Source organism: Allobosea caraganae, from assembly GCF_003351345.1.
GTDB classification, from domain to species: Bacteria; Pseudomonadota; Alphaproteobacteria; order Rhizobiales; family Beijerinckiaceae; genus Allobosea; species Allobosea caraganae.
Genome location: NZ_QQTO01000012.1, coordinates 158173 through 177835, shown reverse-complemented (window position 1 = coordinate 177835; position 19663 = coordinate 158173). Strand labels below are relative to the sequence as shown.

22 protein-coding genes are annotated in these 19663 nt (G+C 69.8%); 20 read left to right on the top strand and 2 right to left on the bottom strand.

Going from position 1 to position 19663, the window contains the following annotated elements:
• Positions 1-78: 78 nt before the first annotated feature.
• Together DWF00_RS06440 and DWF00_RS06435 are read right to left on the bottom strand one after the other, a co-directional pair.
• Positions 79-927 carry a S1 family peptidase gene (locus DWF00_RS06440; protein WP_114830715.1) on the bottom strand — a complete coding sequence of 283 codons (849 nt, stop codon included), beginning with the start codon at positions 925-927 and terminating at the stop codon, positions 79-81.
• A 75-nt stretch (positions 928-1002) separates the two neighbouring features.
• The gene (locus tag DWF00_RS06435; protein ID WP_114830609.1) at positions 1003-1776 is read right to left on the bottom strand and encodes a S1 family peptidase; all 774 of its coding nucleotides are present in this window, start codon (positions 1774-1776) and stop codon (positions 1003-1005) included.
• Between the two features lie 68 nt (positions 1777-1844).
• Here DWF00_RS06435 and DWF00_RS06430 point away from each other — a divergent pair, with 68 nt between their 5' ends.
• The 20 genes from DWF00_RS06430 to DWF00_RS06335 all read left to right on the top strand — a co-directional run bounded on the left by DWF00_RS06430 (position 1845) and on the right by DWF00_RS06335 (position 19656).
• Positions 1845-2414: a head-tail connector protein gene (locus tag DWF00_RS06430; protein WP_114830608.1), complete on the top strand. Its 570-nt coding sequence runs from the start codon at positions 1845-1847 to the stop codon at positions 2412-2414.
• A gap of 2 nt (positions 2415-2416) precedes the next feature.
• Positions 2417-2758 carry a phage head closure protein gene (locus tag DWF00_RS06425; RefSeq protein ID WP_114830607.1) on the top strand — a complete coding sequence of 114 codons (342 nt, stop codon included), beginning with the start codon at positions 2417-2419 and terminating at the stop codon, positions 2756-2758.
• On the top strand, positions 2755-3165 hold the full coding sequence (locus DWF00_RS06420) for a DUF3168 domain-containing protein (protein WP_114830606.1): 411 nt from the start codon (positions 2755-2757) through the stop codon (positions 3163-3165). Before DWF00_RS06425 ends, DWF00_RS06420 begins: the two co-directional genes overlap by 4 nt.
• Positions 3166-3190: 25 nt before the next feature.
• The gene (locus DWF00_RS06415; RefSeq protein WP_114830605.1) at positions 3191-3601 is read left to right on the top strand and encodes a phage major tail protein, TP901-1 family; all 411 of its coding nucleotides are present in this window, start codon (positions 3191-3193) and stop codon (positions 3599-3601) included.
• A 4-nt stretch (positions 3602-3605) separates the two neighbouring features.
• Entirely contained in the window at positions 3606-3968 is a 363-nt protein-coding gene (locus tag DWF00_RS06410; protein WP_114830604.1) for a gene transfer agent family protein, read from the top strand.
• Entirely contained in the window at positions 3965-4168 is a 204-nt protein-coding gene (locus DWF00_RS06405; RefSeq protein WP_281270124.1) for a phage tail assembly chaperone, read from the top strand. Before DWF00_RS06410 ends, DWF00_RS06405 begins: the two co-directional genes overlap by 4 nt.
• A gap of 37 nt (positions 4169-4205) precedes the next feature.
• Positions 4206-4796, top strand: a complete 591-nt coding sequence (locus DWF00_RS06400; protein ID WP_114830602.1) for a phage tail tape measure protein — start codon at positions 4206-4208, stop codon at positions 4794-4796.
• 16 nt (positions 4797-4812) lie between these two features.
• Positions 4813-5454 carry a DUF2460 domain-containing protein gene (locus tag DWF00_RS06395; protein ID WP_181832756.1) on the top strand — a complete coding sequence of 214 codons (642 nt, stop codon included), beginning with the start codon at positions 4813-4815 and terminating at the stop codon, positions 5452-5454.
• Positions 5455-5607: 153 nt separating this feature from the next.
• Entirely contained in the window at positions 5608-6489 is an 882-nt protein-coding gene (locus tag DWF00_RS06390; protein ID WP_114830600.1) for a DUF2163 domain-containing protein, read from the top strand.
• Positions 6486-6932, top strand: coding sequence for an NlpC/P60 family protein (locus DWF00_RS06385; RefSeq protein ID WP_114830599.1), 447 nt, complete (start codon positions 6486-6488; stop codon positions 6930-6932). Before DWF00_RS06390 ends, DWF00_RS06385 begins: the two co-directional genes overlap by 4 nt.
• On the top strand, positions 6932-10852 hold the full coding sequence (locus DWF00_RS06380) for a baseplate multidomain protein megatron (RefSeq protein WP_114830598.1): 3921 nt from the start codon (positions 6932-6934) through the stop codon (positions 10850-10852). Before DWF00_RS06385 ends, DWF00_RS06380 begins: the two co-directional genes overlap by 1 nt.
• Positions 10853-10915: 63 nt before the next feature.
• Positions 10916-11236, top strand: a complete 321-nt coding sequence (locus tag DWF00_RS06375) for a PepSY domain-containing protein (RefSeq protein WP_114830597.1) — start codon at positions 10916-10918, stop codon at positions 11234-11236.
• A gap of 47 nt (positions 11237-11283) precedes the next feature.
• Positions 11284-11952 carry a response regulator transcription factor gene (locus tag DWF00_RS06370; RefSeq protein WP_114830596.1) on the top strand — a complete coding sequence of 223 codons (669 nt, stop codon included), beginning with the start codon at positions 11284-11286 and terminating at the stop codon, positions 11950-11952.
• Positions 11953-11961: 9 nt separating this feature from the next.
• Entirely contained in the window at positions 11962-13338 is a 1377-nt protein-coding gene (locus tag DWF00_RS06365) for an ATP-binding protein (protein ID WP_114830595.1), read from the top strand.
• Positions 13339-13409: 71 nt separating this feature from the next.
• Complete coding sequence (ccmI, locus tag DWF00_RS06360; protein ID WP_114830594.1) at positions 13410-14516, top strand: c-type cytochrome biogenesis protein CcmI; 1107 nt, start codon at positions 13410-13412, stop codon at positions 14514-14516.
• A gap of 41 nt (positions 14517-14557) precedes the next feature.
• A complete protein-coding gene (gene ccmE, locus DWF00_RS06355) occupies positions 14558-15010 on the top strand; it encodes a cytochrome c maturation protein CcmE (RefSeq protein WP_114830714.1) in 453 nt (150 codons plus the stop codon).
• Positions 15010-16992, top strand: coding sequence for a heme lyase CcmF/NrfE family subunit (locus DWF00_RS06350; RefSeq protein WP_114830593.1), 1983 nt, complete (start codon positions 15010-15012; stop codon positions 16990-16992). The genes ccmE and DWF00_RS06350 overlap by 1 nt, the downstream gene beginning before the upstream one ends.
• A 5-nt stretch (positions 16993-16997) precedes the next feature.
• Entirely contained in the window at positions 16998-17465 is a 468-nt protein-coding gene (locus DWF00_RS06345) for a cytochrome c-type biogenesis protein (RefSeq protein WP_114830592.1), read from the top strand.
• Positions 17466-17630: 165 nt separating this feature from the next.
• Complete coding sequence (locus DWF00_RS06340; RefSeq protein WP_114830591.1) at positions 17631-18839, top strand: S1C family serine protease; 1209 nt, start codon at positions 17631-17633, stop codon at positions 18837-18839.
• 133 nt (positions 18840-18972) lie between these two features.
• A complete protein-coding gene (locus DWF00_RS06335) occupies positions 18973-19656 on the top strand; it encodes a response regulator transcription factor (protein ID WP_114830590.1) in 684 nt (227 codons plus the stop codon).
• Positions 19657-19663: the final 7 nt, after the last annotated feature.

The following is a 19663-nucleotide window of genomic DNA, read 5'->3' as shown; positions in this document are numbered from 1 at the left end:
CTTCTGAGACCATTTGAGAATTCGCTAGCGCGAGCTGGCCGCGTCAGACGGCCGCGCCAGTAGAATTATCGAACGGTCTCAGCGGCTGAACCACCAGCTCCAGCTGGAGTTCTCGCGCGGCGGGACGGGATCGCCCCGCCGCCTTTCGCGACCCATCGCCAGCAACTGGCTGCTCGCCTCGGAGATCCAGGAGCGATAGTCGTTGACCGGCGTGATCGCGGTGAAGCCGCCGCAGATGCGCCGGACATGCGAGTTCAGCGGGCCGCTCGACCAGCTGACGATGCCGACGAGGTCGTGCGAGGTGCCGTTGCCGCGCAGGACCGGGCCGCCGGAATCGCCGCGGCAGGCGCCGGCGCCAGGAGCCTCTCCCATCGCCTGCGTATCGACCGCGACCTTGACCGTGTTGGCCGTGGTGTAATTGCCGGCGTTGACGAGCTGCGTCTCGCGCAGCTTGCGCGCGGTGCGCTTGTTGTTCTCGACCGCCAGGCCATAGCCCGCCATGGTCACGGTCTCGCCCTGCCAGAGCCCGGAGCCGAGCGAAAGCGGCTCGATATCGGCCGGCAGCGGCGCGGCCAGGCGCAGCAGCGCGAGGTCGGCGCCCGGCTGGGTGCGCGGCGTCGTGCCGGGCACGAATGTAGGATGCGGCAGCACGGCGATCACGGCCTGCCGGCGGTCGCGGAAGCGCGGATCGAGACTGACGACGCTGACCGAACCGCCGCCCATCAGGCAATGGGCCGCTGTCAGCACGAGTTCGGGCGCGATCGCCGCACCGGAACAGAGCTCGCCGCGACTGGTCTCGACCCGCACCGTCCAGGAGCGCGGGCCGTCGACATCCCGCGAGAGCTCGCCGCCGACGACGGCCAACGCAGGCGAGGCGGCCGCGCAGAGCGCGGCGGTCAGGGCAAGGGCTGGGCCGCGAAAGGTCATGAAGCAAACCGCCATTCTCATGGCTTCCAATCTATGGCCTTGCGCGCGGCAGTCCAGCCCTTTGGTCAAGTGCGGTTAGCGGCCAGTCGTCCAGCTCGCGCTCTCGCCCCATTGCGAGAGCGTTCCGTCGATCCAGCCGCGCTGCGGCGCGACCAGCACGCCCTGGCTCAGCAGGCCGCAATTGCGGCCTTTTGGGCCGGTCGACCAGCTGCTGACGGCGACGACGTCCTTGCTGCCGAGCAGGATAGGGCCGCCGGAATCGCCCTGGCAGGCACCAGCGCCAGGCTTCTTGCCGCCGGTTTCCGGATCGGAGGCCCAGATCAGGATGCGGCCGGGACCATAGGGCTCGACGGCGCTGAGCCCGGCCGAACGGTAGGTGCCGGTGGTGCGTGCCTCGCCCTCGCGGGACACGCCATAGCCGGCCACCGTGATCGAGGTGCCGGCGCGGGGCAGTGAGCCGTCAAACAGCGTTGCCGGCGAGAACCGGCCGGGCAGGGCCGAGGGTAGCCGCAGCAGCGCGAGGTCGACGGAGCGACGCCGCGTGGTGATCGCCTTGGCATCGAATTCGGGATGGAAGCTGACATTGGTCGGCGCGATCAGCACCGGCTCGCCGCTGCCATCCTTCCAGTGGACGCGCAGGTCGACGCCGCCCTCGGTGCAATGCGCCGCGGTCAGGATCGCGCGTGAAGACAGCACGATGCCGGTGCAGACGCCGCCGCGCGCGTTCAGGACCATCACGGTCGAGGCGGCGGCAGGCCCGCCCTCGCGTCCGCCGACCACCGCCTGGGCCGGCGCCGGCAGCAAGGTGAGCGCCAATCCGGCGCCAGCAATCCATCGTCCGGGTGTCATCGGGTTCTCCTCGTCAGGAGGTTCGATAGCGCGTCGGGCGGCGCGAATGAACCCCAATCGGAGCGACCATGACGCCCATTGCCCTGACACCCCCGGTGAGCGAGCCGGTTTCGCTGACTGATGCCAAGCTCTTCCTGCGGCTCGACGCCGGCGACGAGGATGAATTGCTCGGGACCCTGATCACCGCCTCCAGGCTGATGGTCGAGGCGGCGTCCGGCCGCATGCTGATCGACCAGACCTGGCGGATCGTGCTCGACCGCTGGCCTGAGAGCGGCGAGATCAGGCTGCCCTTCGCGCCGGTCAACGCGATCGCGGCAGCGCGGGTCTATGACGTTCTCGGCAGTGCGCAGCCGGTCGCGGCGGGAGCGCTCGCACTCGATATCGCGTCAGATCCGCCGATGATCCGCGTCGCCGGCGAGGTGCCGGAGCTTGGCCGCGAGCGTGGCGCGATCGAGATCGATGTCGTCGCCGGCTATGGCGCGACCGCCGCTGCCGTGCCGGCCCCCTTGCGGCAAGCGGTGCTGCGCCTGGCCACGCGCTGGTTCGAGCAGCGCGGCGATGTCGTCGGCCGCGACGCGGCGGCTCTGCCCGGCGAGATCCTGGCGCTGGTTGCGCCCTATCGCCGCGCGAGGCTCTGACCATGGCTGCTGCATCCGAACGCGGCTCGGTCGGCGCCTTGCGCCGCCGGCTGATCCTGGAAGCGCCGGTCGCGACGCCCGATGGGCTCGGCGGCGCGACGCAGGTCTATGCGACCGTCGCCGCGCTCTGGGCCCAGGTCGAGTGGATGTCGGGTGACGAGCGCTGGCGCGCCGGGCGCCCCGAGCAATTCGCGACGCACCGCGTCACCTTGCGCTGGCGCGCCGGCCTCGATGCCGGCCAGCGCCTGCGCGACGGCGCCCGCATCTACGAGATCCGCGCCGTCGACGATCCCGATGGCAGCCGGCGCAGGCTGATCTGCCTCGTCGAGGAGGCCAGGCCATGAGCGGAGCTATTCTCGCATTGCGGAGCGCGGTCCAGGCGCATCTGGCCGCGCATGCGCCACTGACCGCGCTGATCGGCAGCGGCCGTATCCATGATGAGGCGCCGCGCGCCGCCAGGGGCGTCTACGTCACTCACGGCGAGGTCGATGCGCGGGACTGGTCGACCGGCAGCGATAGCGGTTGCGAGCAGGAGTTCGGGCTCGTCGTCTGGGCGGAGGAGGGCGGCTCGTCGAAGCTCGCGCTGCAGGCCGCCGCGGTCCTCGTCGCCGCGCTCGACCGCGCGCCGCTGGCCCTTGCCGGGCACCGGCTGATCGATCTCGCCTGGCGCTCGACCAAGCTCTCGCGCGATGCCGCCACCAGGCTCGCCGCCGTCACCATCCGCTTCCGCGCCGTATCCGAGGCGCTCTGAACCACCGCGAACCAAGGAGAGGCCGATGTCGGCACAGAAGGGCAAGGACCTGCTGCTCAAGGCGGCAGATGCAGGCGGGACCTTCGTCACCGTCGCGGGCTTGCGCGCCCGCCAGATCGCGTTCAACGCCGAGACGGTCGACGTGACCCATTCGGAATCCGCCGGTCGCTGGCGCGAATTGCTCGCCGGTGCCGGAGTCAGGCGGGCCGGCATCAGTGGCGCCGGGCTGTTCAAGGACGAGGCCTCGGACGCGCTGGTGCGGCAGATCTTCTTCGACGGGGTGATCCGGGACTGGCAGGTGATCGTGCCGGATTTCGGCACGATCACCGGGCCGTTCCAGCTCACCAGCCTGGAATATCGCGGCGAGCATACGGCGGAGATCACATTCGACCTCTCGCTGGAATCGGCGGGCCAGCTCGCCTTCACGGCGCTTTGAGGAGATGGCCATGGTCAATCGTTACCGGGGCGAGGTTGCCCTCATGGTCGACGGCGAAACCCTGCCGATGCGGCTCACCCTCGGCGCGCTCGCCGAGTTGGAGGCCGCCTTTGCCGTCGACAGCCTGCCTGCGCTCGGCGAGCGCTTTGTCGGGGGCAGGCTTTCGGCTCGCGACGTCGCCTGCATCCTGACCGCAGGGCTGCGCGGAGCGGGCGGCAGCTTCAGCGAAGCCGAGGTCGCGGGCTTCGCCTTCGACGGCGGCCTCAATGGCGCGATCGCAGCCGCGATCCGCCTGCTCGACGCGACCTTCGGTGATCCGGCGCGGGAGGCTTCCGAGCCGCGCCCTCAGCTGCCGCCGGAGCGCTGAGCGCGTCGGCGGCGGCTTTTCCCTGGCGCGAGGTCATGGCCTTCGGGCTCGGCCGGTTGCGCTGGCCGCCCGAGCAGTTCTGGGCGGCGACGCCGCGTGAGATCGCGGCCGCGCTGCAGGCCTTTCAGCCGCAGGCTGGAGCCGAGGCGCCATCGCGTAGCGCGCTTGCGGGGCTGATGGCGGCGCATCCCGACCGTTGAAGGCAGCATTCCTCTCAACCACGAAAGCAAGACCGACATGGCCGAAAATGACGCATTCGCCCCTTCGATCGGCACCCTGCGCACGGTAGATCGCCTGACCAAGGAGCTCAGCCAGTCCGCCGCGCAGTTCGGCCGCACGCTCACGAGCGCGCTCGCTCAAGGCATCATCGAAGGCAAGCGTTTGGAGGACGTGCTGCGCGGCGTCGGCAAGTCGATGACCGAGAGCCTGCTCAAGAGCGCGCTCGCGCCGGCGCAAGGCATGCTCTCCAGTTTGATCAGCTCCGGCGCCAACAGCCTGCTCAACGTCGTCAGGGGCGGTGTCGGGCTGGGCGCGCTTGGCGCGAGCGTCCGCCCCTTCGCCGATGGCGGCGTCATCGCCTCGCCGGCCTATTTCCCGCTTGGCCGCGATCTCGGCCTGATGGGCGAGCGTGGCGCCGAGGCGATCATGCCGCTCTCGCGCGGCCCCGACGGCAAGCTCGGCGTGCGCGCCGGCGGCGGCGAGGGCGGGCGCCCGCTCAGCGTCACCGTCCAGGTGACGACGCCGGACGCCGACAGCTTCCGCCGCTCCGAGGCGCAGGTCTCCGCCGCGATCGCGCGCGCCGTGGCGCGCGGCAGCCGCGCGCTTTGATCCCACAGGACAGATCATGAGCGACTTCCATGAAGTGCGGTTCCCGCTCGATGTCGCGCGCGGTGCGCGCGGCGGGCCGGAGCGGCTGACGCAAGTCGTCGCGCTGGCCTCGGGTCGCGAGATCCGCAACAGCCGCTGGGCCCATTCGCGCCGCCGCTACGATGCCGGCGTCGGCGTGCGCACGCTCGACGCGCTGGCTGGTATCATCGCTTTCTTCGAGGAGCGGCGCGGCCGGCTCTACGGTTTCCGCTGGCGCGACCAGCTCGACTGGAAGAGCTGCGCGCCCTCGCTGCAACCTTCCGCCAGCGACCAGACCATCGGTGTCGGCGATGGCGCCACCGCCAACTTCCTGCTCGCCAAGGACTATGGCACCGGCACCGCGACCTATCGCCGGACGATTCACAAGCCCTGGCCCGGCTCGGTGCTGGTCGCGGTCGACGGCGTGCTCCAGGCGCAGCCGGCACAGGTTTCCTGCGACACCGCGACCGGGCGCGTGACCTTCGCCTCCGGCCATGTCCCGGCTCCGGGCGCGAGCGTCACCGCAGGCTTCGCCTTCGACGTCCCCGTGCGCTTCGACACCGACATGATCGAGGTCGACCTCTCCGCCTTCGAGGCCGGCGAGATCCCGCGCATCCCCGTCGTCGAGATCATCATCTGACGTTCCTCTCAGCCCTCATCCTGAGGAGCGCGAAGCGCGTCTCGAAGGATGCTCCAGGTGGCTCCGGCGTCCGCTGGACCATCCTTCGAGACGGCCCTGCGGGCCTCCTCAGGATGAGGGCTGTGGTTTCAGACAGGTTCAAAGGCTATTGCCATGCGCCAAATCCCCAATGCCCTTGCCGCCCATCTCGAAGGTGGCGCGACCACCTTGTGCCGCTGCTGGAGCCTGACTCGCCGTGACGGGCAGGTGCTCGGCTTCACCGATCATGACCGCGACCTCGTCTTCGACGGCATCACCTACGCCGCGACGACCGGGCTGGAGGCGGCCGAAAGCGCGGCCGAGCTTGGCTTCGCCATTGGCGGCGGCGAGGTCGCCGGCGCCTTCGCCGCGATCGGCCTGAACGAGGCCGACCTGGCGCGCGGGCTCTATGACGACGCGCGGGTCGCGATCTGGCTGGTGAACTGGGCGGATATCGCCCAGCGCGTGCTGCTGGAGACCGGCTTCGTCGGCGAGATCCGCCGCAGCGACCTTGCCTTCACCGCCGAGGTGAGGGGGCTCGCCAAGGCCTTCGACGACGAGCGCGGCCGGCTCTACATGCGCTCCTGCTCGGCCGATCTCGGCGATATCAGATGCGGCGTCGCGCTCGGCACTTTCAATGCCGTGGTCGCGAGCACGGATGGCCGCATCGGCCTGACCGCGCCCTCGCTCGCCGGCCATGGCGACGGGCATTTTACCGGCGGGCGGCTGATCTTCACCAGCGGCGCCAATCTCGGCTTCGCCAGCGAGGTGAAGAGCCATGCCGATGCCGGCGGCGTCGGGGCGATCCAGCTCTGGCAGGCGCCGCCCGGGTCGATCGCGCCGGGCGACGCCTTCAGCCTGACGCCCGGCTGCGACAAGAGTTTCGCGATCTGCCAGGCGAAATTCGCGAATGGAATCAACTTCCGCGGCTTTCCGCATATCCCCGGCAACGACTTCGTCATTGGCGGCGTGCGGCCGGGTGACGGCGCGCTCGATGGCGGGAGCCTGTTCCGATGAGCGCCGGATTGATCACGCGTGACGGCATTATTGGCGCGGCGCGGCTTTGGCTCGGCACACCCTATCACCACCAGGCCTCGCTGCGCGGCGTCGGCTGCGATTGCCTCGGACTGGTGCGGGGCATCTGGCGCGACCTTTACGGGGCTGAACCTGAGACGCTGCCGGCCTATTCGCCCAATTGGGCGGAAAGCGGCCGCGAGGAGAGCCTGGCCGCGGCCGCCTTTCGGCATATGCGGCCACTTGCCTTGGGGCGCGAACGGCCGGGCGATGTCCTACTCTTTCGCTGGCGCGCGCATCTGCCTGCCAAGCATTGCGCCATCCTGACGGCGCCCGACCGCATCCTGCACGCCCATGACGGCGCCGCCGTGAGCGAGGTCGCCTTCACCGGCTGGTGGCGCCGCCATCTCAGCCACGCCTTCTCGTTTCCGGAGATCGCAGAGTAATGGCCACGCTTCTCCTCTCGCTCGCCGGTTCCACGCTCGGAAGCGCGGTCGGTCTCGGCTCGCTCGGCTCCGCGCTCGGCCGGGCGGCGGGTGGCATCGCCGGCAACATGATCGACCAGTCGCTGCTTGGCGGCGGTGGCAACCGCATCGTCGAGGGTCCCCGGCTGAAGGAGGTCGACGGGCTCGCCTCGACCGAAGGCGCTGCAATCCCGCGCGTCTACGGTCGGGCGCGGCTGGGCGGGCAGCTGATCTGGGCGACGCGCTTCGAGGAGGAGATCACCACCACGGTGACCCGCGCCAAGAGCGGCGGCAAGGGCGGGCCGAAGGCGCAGAGGACTTACGAGACGACCTATAGCTACCACGCCAACCTCGCGATTGGCTTGTGCGAGGGACCGATCGCCTTCGTGCGCCGGGTCTGGGCCGATGGCCGCGAGCTCGACGTCTCGACGGTGCAGATGCGCGTCCATAACGGCTACGAGAACCAGCAGCCCGACCCGCTGATCTCAGCCAAGGAGGCCGGTGCAACGCCGGCCTATCGCGGCCTGGCCTATGTCGTGTTCGAGCGCCTCGCGCTGGCCGAATATGGCAACCGCGTACCGCAATTCTCGTTCGAGGTGGTGCGGGCGGTCGATGGTCTCGGTGGCATGATCCGCGCGGTGACGCTGATCCCCGGCGCAAGCGAGTTCATCTACGACGTCCGCCCGATCAGCCACGAATCCGAGCCGGGCGTGACTCAAAGCGAGACGCGCCACCAGCTCCATGGCGGCGCCGATGTCGATGTCGCCATCAACCAGTTGCGAGCGCTCTGCCCCAGCCTGCGACGGATTTCGCTTGTGGTGAGCTGGTTTGGCGACGATCTGCGCGCCGGCTCCTGCACGATCGCGCCGCGCGTCGAGATTTCGCACAAGCCGACCATCGGGGCCGAGTGGTTTTCGGCCGGGCTCGACCGCGCTTCGGCCCGCCTCGTCAGCGTCTCCGGCGGTCACGCCGCCTATGGCGGCACGCCCTCGGACGAGAGCGTGACTCTGCTGATCAGGCGCCTGCGCGAGGTCCATGGCCTCGAAGTCGTGCTCTATCCCTTCGTGATGATGGACATCCCGGCTGGGAATGAGCTGATCGATCCCCAGACCGGCGCGCCCGGCCAGCCGCCCTATCCCTGGCGCGGCCGCATCACCTGCTCGCCCGCGCCCGGCGTGGCAGGGACAGTCGATGGCTCGGACGAGGCGGCCGGCCAGATCGCGGCGCTGCTCGGAACGCTCGCGCCCGCCGATTTCTCGCTCGAAGGCGAGCGGGTGGTCTGCGCGCGGCCGGAGGAGTGGAGTTTCCGGCGCCATATCCTGCACTACGCCAAGCTGGCTGCCGTGGCCGGCGGCGTCGATGGCTTCGTGATCGGCTCCGAGCTGGTCGGGCTGACGCGGGTGCGCGGGGCGTTGGGCTATCCGATGGTCGACGGGCTGGTCGCGCTCGCCAGCGACGTCCGCGCGATCCTGCCCTCGGCCAAGCTGGTCTACGCCGCCGACTGGACCGAGTACGGCGCCCATGTCCGCGAGGGCGGGCAGGAGGTGCGCTTCCCGCTCGATCCGCTCTGGGCCTCGCCGGCACTGGACGCGATCGGCATCGATTTCTACGCCCCGCTCTCGGACTGTCGCGACACCAGCGACCACGCGGATACTGCAATCGCGCGCGGGCCGGCCGATCTCGGCTACCTGCGCTCGCGCCTGAATGCGGGTGAGGCCTACGATTGGTACTATGCCGACATGGCCGGGCGCATTGCGCAGCAGCGCCTGCCGATCACGGACGGCGCCTATGGCAAGCCCTGGATCTACCGCGCCAAGGACCTGCCGAACTGGTGGGGCAATCCGCATATCGAGCGCTCTGCCGGTGTCGAGACCTCGGCGACGGCCTGGGTGCCGGGCTCGAAGCCGATCTGGTTGACCGAGATCGGCCTGCCGGCCGTCGATAAGGGCGGCAACTCGCCCAACGTCTTCCCCGATCCGAAATCCGTCGATGGCGGCTATCCGCATTTCTCCAGCCGCGCCCGGGACGACCTCGTCCAGGCGCGCGGGCTGGAGGCGATCATCTCCGGCCTCGACCCCGCGCGGGTCGGTTTCGAGGCGGCGCGCAACCCGGTGCATCCCGGCACCGGCATCCGCATGGTCGATCCCGCCAACATCTTCGTCTGGACCTGGGATGCGCGGCCCTTTCCGGCTTTTCCGGACCTGCAATCGGTCTGGGCCGACGGGCCGAACTGGGAGACCGGGCACTGGATCAACGGGCGGCTCGAAGGCACGCCGGTCGACCGGCTGATCCGCGCCATCCTCGCCGATTTCGGCCTGCCCATGCCCGATGAGCTGGTGGTCGACGGCTTCGTCGACGGCTACGTGCTCGACCGGCCGCTCTCGGCGCGCGCGGTGCTGGAGCCGCTCGCCCAGGCCTTCGGCTTCGACGTGACGATGAGCGCGGGCCGGCTCAGCCTGCGCGGTCGCGGCGGCAAGCTCTCGCGGGCGCTCGGCTTCGACGAATTGCTGCTCGACCGCGACGGACGGCCCTATGAGCTGCGCCGCGCGCAGGAAAGCGAGCTGCCGCGCGAGTTGCGGCTCTCCTATAGCGACGGCGACAGCGATTATCGCCGCGCCACCGCCCGCTCGCGCCGGCTTGCGGGAGCGGCGATCCGCGAGAACAGCGTCGAGACCGCCATCGTCACGCGGCCTGCCGAGGGCCAGCGCCTCGCCGACCAGCGCCTGCAGGAGGCCTGGGCCGGGCGCGAGACGATCGAGCTCGACCTCTCGCCGCGCTGCATCGATCTCGAACCAGGCGACGTCGTCTCGCTGCCGGTCGATGGCCATGACCGGCTCTACCGTCTGACGCGGATCAGCGACGGCACCAGCCGCAAGGCGAGCGGGCGCGCGGTCGAGCCGGCGATCTATGCCAGCGCCGGCGTGAAGGGGCCGGGCCGCGTGCCGCGTCCGGCTCCCTCGCTGCCGGGGCGGCCGATGGTCGTGCCGCTCGATCTACCGATCGTGCGTACGCAGCCTGTGCCGCTGCTCAGCCTCGCCGCCTTCGCCTCGCCCTGGCCGGGAGCGCTTGCCATCTGGCGCGCCGATCCCGGCGGCCCGTTCACGCTGCACAGCTTGGTCGAGGCGCCTTCGATCGTCGGCGAGACGTTGACAGCGTTGCCGCCCGGCCCGCTCTGGCGCACCGACCGGAGCGCCGCGCTCGACGTGAAGTTGCGGGGCGGGACCTTGTCCGCCGTCTCGCCGGAGGCGGCGCTTGCCGGGGCCAACGCGCTGGCGCTGCTCGATGCCGCCGGCAGCGTCGAGATCGTGACAGTCGCCCGCGTCGAGCTGATCGGCCCGCAGAGATTCCGCCTCTCGGAGCTGATCCGCGGCCTTGGCGGCTCGGAGCCGGCGGCGGCGCGCAGCCTTCCCGCTGGCTCGCGCGTGATCGTTCTCGACGGCGCGGCGGTGCCGCTCGCGACCGAGCTTGCCGATCTCGGCCGGCCGTCCCGCTATCGCATCGGGCCGGTCCAGCTCGATCTCGGCGATCCCGCCCTGGCCGAGATCACCGCGACGGCGACGGGCACGGCGCTGCTGCCGCTCGCGCCGGTCCATCCGCGCGCGCGGCGGTCGTCTGCCGGCGTGACGTTCTCCTGGATCAGGCGCAGCCGCATCGACGGCGATTCGTGGGACCTGACCGAAATCCCGCTCGGCGAGGAGGTGGAGCGTTACGAAATCGGCCTGCTCAACGACGCCGGCACGATTCGGACGGGCGTTGCGGCGACGCAGTCCTGGCTCTATCCGGCCGCGCAGGAGCTTGCCGATTTCGGCAGTTCACAGGCCGAATTCGAACTCGTGATCGCGCAAACCAGTGCAATCATGGGTAGAGGCCAGGAATGGCGTGGACGCGTCCGGGTGCGCTGACATATCCTCGCGGACAGCAGGACGGTCGTATTCATGGCGCGTTCAGTTGCTCGGGGTTACCGCATGTCGATGATGCCCGTCGAAACCTTCTTTGCCCTGAGCCTGCTGGCCGCGCCGCTGCAGGTCGTCCAGGTTGACAGCCAGGCGCCGATCTCGTGCCTGTCGGCCGACGAGACGCGCGACGCAGTCGCCGAGGGCCGGGTGATGCAGCCGGCTCAGGCCTCGCGCCATGCGCGTAATGCCGCCCCCGGCGAGGTCGTGCGCATCAGGCTCTGCCGTCAGGGCGAGGATTTCGTCTATGTGGTGACGACGCTGAAGCGCGACGGCCGCGTCGCGCGCGTCACGCTCGAAGGTCAATCGGGCAAGGTCTCGGCCATCCGCTGAGCGGGACTTTCTGCTAGCGTGGCTGTTTCAACAGGAGTGAGTCGACCGTGAGACTGCTCGTCGTCGAGGACGACAAGGACCTCAACCGCCAGATCGTGACCGCGCTGGAGAATGCCGGCTACGCGGTCGACAAGGCGTTCGATGGCGAGGAGGGGCTCTATCTCGGCGAGACCGAGCCCTACGACGCCGTGATTCTCGACCTCGGCCTGCCCAAGGTCGACGGCGTCGCCGTGCTGCAGGGCTGGCGCCGCGCCGGCAAGACCATGCCGGTGCTGATCCTGACCGCGCGCGACCGCTGGAGCGACAAGGTCTCCGGCTTCGATGCCGGCGCCGACGACTATGTCGTCAAGCCCTTCCATATCGAGGAGCTGCTGGCGCGCGTGCGGGCGCTGCTGCGCCGCGCCGCCGGCCACGCCACCTCCGAGCTGATCTGCGGCCCGGTCCGGCTCGACACCCGCGCCAGCCGCGTCGTGGTCGACGGCAACCCGGTCAAGCTGACCTCGCACGAGTACCGGCTGCTCGCCTACCTGATGCATCACCAGGGCCGCGTCGTCTCGCGCACCGAATTGGTCGAGCATCTCTACGACCAGGATTTCGACCGCGATTCCAATACGATCGAGGTCTTCGTCGGCCGCCTGCGCAAGAAGCTCGGCGTCGAGGTCATCGAGACCGTCCGGGGTCTGGGCTATATCGCCGCCGCTCCCGCCAAGGTCTGACGACCTCCGATGCCATTCTCGCCGCACCGCTACTCGCTCGGAGCGCGGCTCTTCCTGTCGGCGGCGATCTGCTGCGCGCTGGTGCTGGCGCTGGCCGGCATTGGCCTGACCACCTTCTACAGGCGCTCGGCCGAGCGCGGCTTCGACGAGCGCCTGAGCGTCTACATCAAGGAACTGGTCGCCGACCTCGCCGCGCCGCCCGAGACCGAGCGCCAGTCGATCGGCGATCTCGGCGAGCCGCGCTTCGACCTGCCGCTCTCCGGCTGGTACTGGCAGATCGTCCGGCTCGACGGCGACAAGCCGGTGATGCGGACCTCGCGCTCGCTGGTCGGCGGGCAATTGCCCAAGCTGCTCGACCAGCAGCTCGTTCCGAACGCGCGCGGCCTGCGCGAGAGCTATGTCTCCGGCCCCGATGACCGCGAATTGCGCATCCTCGAGCGCGAGATCGATGTCGGCGAGGACGGCCGCTTCACCGTAGCGGTCGCAGCGCCCGCCGACGAGATCGACGACGATATCCGCAATTTCCGGCTGACCCTGACGATGACCTTCCTGGCGCTGGGCTTGGCGCTGGTCGTCTCGACCATCGTCCAGGTCCGCTTCGGTTTGCGTCCATTGGTCAGGCTGCGTGGCGCAGTCGGCACGGTGCGCACGGGCGAATCGACCCATATCGTCGGCAAGTACCCGCCGGACCTCGCCCCATTGGCCGGCGAGCTCAACCAGCTCATCGACACCAATCGCGAGATTCTGGAGCGCGCGCGCACCCAGGTCGGCAATCTCGCCCATGCCCTGAAGACGCCGCTCAGCGTCATGCTCAACGAGGCCGAGGCCGAGGACACGCATTTGCCGCAGACCGTGCGGACCCAGGCCGCGGTGATGCGCGACCAAGTGCAGTACTATCTCGACCGCGCCCGCGCGGCGGCGCTGTCGGGTGCGCTCGGCGGCGTCACCGAGATCGCGCCCTCGCTCGATGCGCTGATCCGGACCTTCGCCAAGATTTCGCAGGGCAAGGGTATCACCGGCTCGCACGATGTGCCGGCCGGAGTGAAGTTTCGCGGCGAGAAGCAGGATCTCGAGGAGATGCTCGGCAACCTGCTCGACAACGCCTTCAAATGGGCCGACTCGACGGTCGAAGTCAGTCTCGCGCCGGCGGACGAAGCAGGGAACGACCGGCTCGCGCTGCTCATCGACGATGACGGGCCGGGGCTGCCCTCCGAGGCGCTCGCCGATGTGCTGAAGCGCGGCCGGCGACTCGACGAGGCGACGCCGGGTTCGGGCCTCGGGCTCTCCATCGTCGTCGATCTCGCCAAGCTCTATGGCGGCGAGCTGTCGCTGGAGAGGGCGCCGCTCGGCGGCTTGCGGGCGCGGCTCGTCCTGCCCGCCGTTTGAGCCGGGGTACGTGACCCTTTGTCGCCATCACCGGACATGATGCGGAACGAGCGATTGGCTATGAACGGGCCATGCTGATCTGGATCATCTTCGCGGCCATGACCGGGGCGGCGGTTTTCGCCTTGCTCTGGCCCCTCGGCCGGAGAAGCCCGGACGCGTTCGCCGATACGGCCGACGCCAAGAGCCTCTATCGCGCCCAGCTCGGCGAGATCGATCGCGACCTCGGCCGCGGCCTGCTTGGCGCGGTCGAGGCCGATGCGGCGCGGGCGGAAGCTGCGCGCCGGTTGCTCCGTACCGCCGAAGGCGAGCCTGAGCTCGCTGGCGAGAGCGAGCCGGCCCTGCGCCGTCGCCGCGCCGCCTCGGCGCTGGCGCTCTCCTGCGTGCCGCTGCTGGCGCTGCTGCTCTATGGCGCGCTGGGTTCGCCGAGCCATCCCGACCAGCCGCTCTCGGCCCGACTGCAATCGGTTCCCTCGCAACAGGATTTCGAGCTGGCGCTCGCGCGCATCGAGACTCATCTCGCCGCCAATCCGAGCGACGGGCGCGGCTGGGCCGTGATTGCGCCGGTCTACCTGCGCCAAGGCCGCTTCGACGATGCCGCGCGCGCCTTTGCCGCCGCGATCCGGCATGATGGCACCAGCGCCGACAGGCTGGCCGGCCTGGGCGAGGCGCGCACGTTCGCGGCCGGCGGCGTCGTTACCGGCGAGGCGCTCCAGGCTTTCAGCGAAGCCGTGGCGCTCGATGCCAAGAACCCACGCGCCCGCTTCTTCCTCGCCGTCGCCAAGGAGCAGGACGGCGACAATGACGCTGCCGTCGCCGCCTTGCGCGCGCTTCTGGCCGACGCGCCGCCCGATGCCGGCTGGACCGGCATGGTGCAGCAGCGCCTCGAGAGCCTCGCTCCCGGCAGCACGGCCGGCTCCACCATCGCCTCGCTTCCGGCCGCCGACCAGCAGGCCGCCATTCGCGGCATGGTCGATGGCCTGGCCGAGCGCCTGAAGCAGGGCGGCGGCACCTTGCCGGAATGGACCCGGCTGATCCGCTCGCAACTCGTGCTCGGCAATCGCCCGGCGGCGATCGAGGCGATAGCGACGGCGCGGCAGAGATTGGGGCAGGATGCCGAGGCGGTGGCGCAGCTCGATGCGCTCGCCGGCGAACTCAACCTGCGGGAGCCGCAGCCATGACGGCCGTCTCGCCCGCGCGTCCCGCCCCACCGCCGCGCCGGATGAACCGCAAGCAGCGCCGCCTGATGCTGATCGCGGCGGCCGGCGCAGTCCTGTTTGTCGCCGCCGGCCTCGTCCTCTTCGCCATGCGCGACACGATCGTCTTCTTCTACGGCCCGACCGAGATCGCCGAGAAGGGCCTGCAGCCCGGCACGCGCATGCGGCTGGGCGGGTTGGTCGAGGCCGGCTCGGTCGAGCGCGGGCCTGGCCAGCGCGTCAGCTTCGCCGTCACCGACGGCAAGAACACCGTCCGCGTCGGCTACGAGGGCCTGCTACCCGACCTGTTCCGCGAGGGGCAGGGCGTGGTGACCGAAGGTGTGTTCGAAGGGGCCGGGCGCTTCCGGGCCGATTCCGTCCTCGCCAAGCATGACGAGACCTATATGCCGCGCGAGGTCGCGGACGCATTGAAGAAGCAGGGCCATTGGCAGCCCGGCGTACAGAAGCCGGGGCAGTGATGATCGTCGAGATCGGACATTTCGCGCTTGCGCTCGCGCTCGGGGTCGCCGTCGTGCAGGCGCTCGTGCCGCTCTGGGGCGTCTCGCGGCAGGACACCGCGCTCGCCTCCGTCGGCCCTGCCGCCGCGATCACCTGCTTTCTGCTGGTGGCCTTGTCCTTCGCGGCGCTGGTCTCGGCTTATGTCCGCTCCGATTTCTCGGTCGAGACCGTCGTCGCCAATTCGCATTCGACCCAGCCTCTGATCTACAAAATCACGTCTGTCTGGGGCAATCACGAAGGCTCCATGCTGCTCTGGGTGCTGATCCTGACCCTGTTCGGGGCCCTGGTCGCACTCTCGCGCAATTCCCTGCCGATGCGGCTGCGCGCCGGCACGCTCGCGGCGCAAGGCCTCGTCACCGTCGCCTTCCTCGCCTTCGTGCTGCTGACCTCCAACCCCTTCGCCCGGCTCGATCCGGCGCCCGCTGACGGCCAGGACCTGAACCCGATCCTTCAGGACCTCGGCCTCGCGATCCACCCGCCGCTGCTCTATGTCGGCTATGTCGGCTTCTCCATCACCTATGCCTTCGCCGTCGCGGCGCTGATCGACGGGCGCATCGACGCGGTCTGGGCTCGCGCCGTCCGGCCCTGGACCCTGCTCGCCTGGGTCTTCCTGACGCTCGGCATCGCGATGGGCTCGTACTGGGCCTATTACGAGCTCGGCTGGGGCGGCTGGTGGTTCTGGGACCCGGTCGAGAACGCCTCGCTGATGCCCTGGCTCGCCGGCACGGCGCTGATCCATTCGACCGTGGTCATGGAGAAGCGCGACGCGCTCAAGGTCTGGACGATCCTGCTGGCGATCCTGACCTTCTCGCTCTCGCTGCTCGGCACCTTCATCGTCCGCTCCGGCGTGCTGACCTCGGTGCATTCCTTCGCCAGCGACCCGCAGCGCGGGCTCTTCATCCTCGGCATCCTCGTCTTCTTCGTCGGCGGCTCGCTGGCGCTGTTCGCCTGGCGCGCGCCGCTGCTGCGGCAGGGCGGACTGTTCGCGCCGGTCTCGCGGGAGAGCGCGCTCGTCGTCAACAATCTCTTCATCGCCACGGCCTGCGCCACCGTCTTCATCGGCACGCTCTACCCGCTGGTGCTGGAGATGATCACCGGCGACAAGATCTCGGTCGGCCCGCCCTTTTTCAACGCCACCTTCGTGCCGGTGCTGGTGCCGCTGCTGCTCGTCCTGCCGCTCGGCCAGACGCTGGCCTGGAAGCGCGGCGACCTGCTTGGCGCGGCGCAACGCGTGCTCGCCGCTTTCATCCTGGCAATCCTCGTCGCACTGGCCCTGATCGCCTTTTCGCGCGGTGGGCCGGTGCTGGCGCCGCTCGGCGTCGGGCTCGGAGTGTTCCTTGTGGCGAGCGCGCTCTTCGACATCGGCGAGCGCGTCGTCGGCCGCGCCAGCGGCGTCCAGGCCATGTTCTCGCGCGCCATCGGCCTGCCGCGCTCGGCCTGGGGAACCGCCTTCGCCCATGCCGGCGTCGGCCTCACCGTGATCGGCATCGCCGCCTCGGCCTGGAGCTCTGAGGCGATCGGCGTGCTCAAGCAGGGCGAGAGCCTGAGCAGCGGCCGCTACACCATCACGCTCGACTCGATCACGCCGCGCACCGGCCCGAATTTCCGGGCCGACGTGGCGCGCTTCAAGCTAGCCGCCGGCGACCGCGTGCTGGCCCCCATCGAGGCCTCCAAGCGCGTCTACACCGCCCGCGCCATGCCGACCACCGAGGCCGGCATCCACACCGACGGCCTGAGCCAGGCCTATGTCGCGCTGGGCGAGGCGCAGGCCGATGGCGGCATCGCCGTGCGCTTCTACGACAAGCCGCTGATCCTGCTGGTCTGGCTCGGCGCCGTCGTGATGGCCTTCGGCGGCGGCCTGTCGCTGACCGATCGGCGCTTCCGGTTGGCGGCGCCGCGCCGCGCCCAGCCGCGCGCCGCCATCGTGCAGCCGGCGGAATGAGGGCGATGCGCCGCCTGTTCGCCCTGCTGCTGCTGAGCCTGTTCTCGGCCGAGCCGCTGCGCGCGGTGCAGCCGGACGAAATCCTGCCCAACGTCGCGCTGGAGCACCGGGCCCGCGAGATATCCGGCGGGCTGCGCTGCCTCGTCTGCCAGAACCAGTCGATCGACGATTCCGATGCGCCGCTCGCCCGCGACCTGCGCATCCTCGTGCGCGAGCGGCTCGTCGCCGGCGACAGCGACGCGGCGGTGCGCGATTTCGTGGTGGCGCGCTATGGCGACTTCGTGCTGCTGAGCCCGCCCTTCAATATCCGCACGTTGCTGCTTTGGGCTGCGCCCTTCCTGATTCTGGCGCTTGGCCTCGCATATCTCTGGCGGCGCAGTCGCCGGCTGGTGGTTCCGGCCGCGGCCTCGCCGCTTTCGGACGAGGAGCGCAAGCGCGTGGATGCGCTGATGCAGGACGAGCGCGCCGGATAAGGCTGCCCGCGAAAGGATGCCTGGCGCGCGTCTGAACGCTGGATGTACCGGCCGCCAACCTTACAAAAACGTCATCTGGGGGCGAAAACCGGGTAAGGCGCGGGGGCTCATTGTCCTCTTCAAGGCGGCAGGGAAGGCCCTGCTCCATTTGCAGAGGTTAGTCCCATGACCACCACCAATTCCCCCAAGAGGTCCGTCCTGAAGCGCGGGGCCCTGATGGCCGGCGCGGCCGTCGTCGGCATCGGTCTCGCCGCTGGCCTCACCGACGTCACGCTGCTGGCGAGCCGCAGCGCCGTCGCCCAGCCGATCCAGCTTTCCGGCGTCCAGAACCAGGTTCCGTCCTTCGCCGACGTCGTCGACAACGTGAAGCCCGCCGTCGTCTCGGTCCGCGTCAAGTCCCGCGTCGCCGCGGCCAACGATGACGGCGATGCCAGCAGCGGCGTCGAAGGCCTGCCCCCCGGCCACCCGCTCGAGCGCTTCTTCCGTCGCTTCGGCGAGGAAGGTCAGGCTCAGGGTCAGCAGGGCCAGCAGCGCCAGCAGCAGCCGCGCATTCAGCTCGCCCAGGGCTCCGGCTTCTTCATCAGCCAGGACGGCTATGTCGTGACCAACAACCACGTCGTCAAGGACGCGATCGAGGTCCAGCTCGTCACCGATGACGGCAAGACGCTCGCCGCCAAGGTGATCGGCACCGATCCGCGCACCGACCTCGCCCTGCTCAAGGTCACGGAGCCCGGCAGCTTCCCGTTCGTCCAGCTCTCCCAGGCCAAGCCGCGCATCGGCGACTGGGTGCTGGCGGTCGGCAACCCGTTCGGCCTCGGCGGCACGGTCACGGCCGGCATCGTCTCGGCCCAGGGTCGCGATATCGGCTCCGGCCCCTATGACGACTTCCTGCAGATCGACGCGGCGGTGAACCGCGGCAACTCGGGCGGCCCGACCTTCAACCAGCAGGGCCAGGTCATCGGCGTCAACACCGCGATCTACTCGCCGTCCGGTGGCAATGTCGGCATCGCCTTCGCCATTCCGGCGGCGACGGTCTCGAACGTCATCGACCAGCTCAAGAAGGACGGTTCGGTCGCCCGCGGCTTCATCGGCGTGCAGATCCAGCCTGTGACCAGCGAGGTCGCCGACGCGATCGGCCTGAAGGACGCCCATGGCGCGCTCGTCGCCTCGGCCGAGGCCAACGGTCCGGCGTCGAAGGCGGGCATCAAGCGCGGCGACACGATCCTGGCCGTCAACGGTGAGAAGATCACCGACGCCCGCGACCTGTCGCGCAAGATCGCCGGCTTCGCGCCGGGCACCAAGACCAACCTGACGGTCTGGCGCAGCGGCAAGGAACAGGTGATCAGCTTCGAGGTCGGCAAGCAGCCGGCGTAAGCGATGGCCTGAAGGATGTGGGCGGGTTTCCCGGTATCCTGTCGCCCCCGCCAGGGAAGCCAGCTTCACGCGGCAGGCCGGATGGTTTCCATCCGGCCTGCCGTTTTTCTGTTTGCTGAGGTAGTGTCGGATCATGCGACTCCTGATTGTTGAAGACGACGCCGAGGCGGCTGCCTACCTGGTCAAGGCCTTTCGCGAGGTCGGCCATGTCGCCGACCATGCTGCCGACGGCCTGCAGGGCTACGCCATGGCCGAGGGCGGCGGCTACGACGTGCTGGTCGTCGACCGCATGCTGCCCCGGCTCGACGGGCTCTCGCTGATCCGCTCGCTGCGCGAGCAGAACGATGCGACGCCGGCCCTCATCCTCTCCGCCTTGGCGCAGGTCGACGACCGCGTGAAGGGCCTGCGCGCCGGCGGCGACGACTATTTGCCCAAGCCCTACGCCTTCTCGGAGCTCCTCGCCCGCGTCGAGGTGCTGGCGCGGCGCCGCGCCGCGCCGGCCTCCGAGCCCACGACCTACCGCGTCGGCGACCTCGTGCTCGACCGTCTCGCCCACCGCGTCACGCGCGGCGATGGCGAGATCGTGCTGCAGCCGCGCGAGTTCCGCCTGCTCGAATACTTGATGAAGCATGCCGGCCAGGTGGTGACGCGCACCATGCTGCTGGAGAACGTCTGGGACTATCATTTCGACCCGCAGACCAACGTCATCGACGTTCATGTCTCGCGGCTGCGCTCGAAGGTCGACAAGGGCTTCGAGCATCCGATGATCCATACCATTCGCGGTGCGGGATACATGGTCCGTGACACGGCCCGCTGATAGTGCC

What these genes read in the sequence shown, in the direction of transcription:
- DWF00_RS06435 (WP_114830609.1), bottom strand. Translation starts at nt 1,776, where the DNA reads ATGACACCCGGACGATGGATTGCTGGCGCCGGATTGGCGCTCACCTTG.
- DWF00_RS06380 (WP_114830598.1), top strand. Translation starts at nt 6,932, where the DNA reads ATGGCCACGCTTCTCCTCTCGCTCGCCGGTTCCACGCTCGGAAGCGCG.
- DWF00_RS06385 (WP_114830599.1), top strand. Translation starts at nt 6,486, where the DNA reads ATGAGCGCCGGATTGATCACGCGTGACGGCATTATTGGCGCGGCGCGG.
- DWF00_RS06400 (WP_114830602.1), top strand. Translation starts at nt 4,206, where the DNA reads ATGGCCGAAAATGACGCATTCGCCCCTTCGATCGGCACCCTGCGCACG.
- DWF00_RS06345 (WP_114830592.1), top strand. Translation starts at nt 16,998, where the DNA reads ATGCGCCGCCTGTTCGCCCTGCTGCTGCTGAGCCTGTTCTCGGCCGAG.
- DWF00_RS06340 (WP_114830591.1), top strand. Translation starts at nt 17,631, where the DNA reads ATGACCACCACCAATTCCCCCAAGAGGTCCGTCCTGAAGCGCGGGGCC.
- DWF00_RS06410 (WP_114830604.1), top strand. Translation starts at nt 3,606, where the DNA reads ATGGCCATGGTCAATCGTTACCGGGGCGAGGTTGCCCTCATGGTCGAC.
- DWF00_RS06425 (WP_114830607.1), top strand. Translation starts at nt 2,417, where the DNA reads ATGGCTGCTGCATCCGAACGCGGCTCGGTCGGCGCCTTGCGCCGCCGG.
- DWF00_RS06350 (WP_114830593.1), top strand. Translation starts at nt 15,010, where the DNA reads ATGATCGTCGAGATCGGACATTTCGCGCTTGCGCTCGCGCTCGGGGTC.
- DWF00_RS06415 (WP_114830605.1), top strand. Translation starts at nt 3,191, where the DNA reads ATGTCGGCACAGAAGGGCAAGGACCTGCTGCTCAAGGCGGCAGATGCA.
- ccmI (WP_114830594.1), top strand. Translation starts at nt 13,410, where the DNA reads ATGCTGATCTGGATCATCTTCGCGGCCATGACCGGGGCGGCGGTTTTC.
- DWF00_RS06375 (WP_114830597.1), top strand. Translation starts at nt 10,916, where the DNA reads ATGTCGATGATGCCCGTCGAAACCTTCTTTGCCCTGAGCCTGCTGGCC.
- DWF00_RS06390 (WP_114830600.1), top strand. Translation starts at nt 5,608, where the DNA reads ATGCGCCAAATCCCCAATGCCCTTGCCGCCCATCTCGAAGGTGGCGCG.
- DWF00_RS06430 (WP_114830608.1), top strand. Translation starts at nt 1,845, where the DNA reads ATGACGCCCATTGCCCTGACACCCCCGGTGAGCGAGCCGGTTTCGCTG.
- DWF00_RS06365 (WP_114830595.1), top strand. Translation starts at nt 11,962, where the DNA reads ATGCCATTCTCGCCGCACCGCTACTCGCTCGGAGCGCGGCTCTTCCTG.
- DWF00_RS06440 (WP_114830715.1), bottom strand. Translation starts at nt 927, where the DNA reads ATGACCTTTCGCGGCCCAGCCCTTGCCCTGACCGCCGCGCTCTGCGCG.
- DWF00_RS06420 (WP_114830606.1), top strand. Translation starts at nt 2,755, where the DNA reads ATGAGCGGAGCTATTCTCGCATTGCGGAGCGCGGTCCAGGCGCATCTG.
- DWF00_RS06335 (WP_114830590.1), top strand. Translation starts at nt 18,973, where the DNA reads ATGCGACTCCTGATTGTTGAAGACGACGCCGAGGCGGCTGCCTACCTG.
- DWF00_RS06395 (WP_181832756.1), top strand. Translation starts at nt 4,813, where the DNA reads ATGAGCGACTTCCATGAAGTGCGGTTCCCGCTCGATGTCGCGCGCGGT.
- ccmE (WP_114830714.1), top strand. Translation starts at nt 14,558, where the DNA reads ATGAACCGCAAGCAGCGCCGCCTGATGCTGATCGCGGCGGCCGGCGCA.